Below are 564 nucleotides of genomic sequence, written 5' to 3'. Positions count from 1 at the left end.
GTCTTCTGCTGTCCCCCACTTGCTGCCGCTCTGAATTGCAGCATCCGGTTTCACCACAGAAAGGTCGTTTTCTGGCTGGTCAGAGGATTCGCCAGAATTCTCTGACGAATAATCTTTTCTTTTTTCTTTTGTAATAGTGTCTTTTGTGTCCCCTTGTTTTGAGGGATAGCAATCCCCCAATTTGAGGGATGTTTTATCCCTCGTTTTAGGGGATTTTCCCTCGTTTTGAGGGATGCACCATTCTGAGATGTTTTTATTTGGTCCAAACATGCCGCCTTGCTGCTTGATAATATTCATTCTGACGAGTTCTAACTTGGCTTCATTGCACCGTTTGACAGGTAACTTTGTAATCTCGCTAAGTTGAGAATCGGTGATTCTGTCCATTGGTTTATTCCACCCATAGGTTTTACGCAGAATGGCAAGCAGCACTTTAAACTGTCGCTTGGTCAGATCTGCGCCCGAATAAGCCTCAAGCAGCATATTTGATAGTCTGGCGTAACCATCATCGAGATCTGCCACATTACGCTCCTGTCCGGCAAAGTTACCTCTGCCGAAGTTGAGTAT

Annotated in this window: 1 protein-coding gene; it reads right to left on the bottom strand. The window is 45.0% G+C overall.

Features of this window, described 5'->3' with window-relative positions; genetic code table 11:
- The coding region (locus C3E87_RS14450; RefSeq protein WP_143571069.1) for a replication protein at positions 1-564 on the bottom strand (564 nt) is incomplete at both ends.

It is taken from the genome of Tessaracoccus sp. ZS01 (genome assembly GCF_022342445.1).
Lineage (GTDB): Bacteria > Actinomycetota > Actinomycetes > Propionibacteriales > Propionibacteriaceae > Arachnia.
This window is presented reverse-complemented; position numbering and strand designations above follow the sequence as displayed.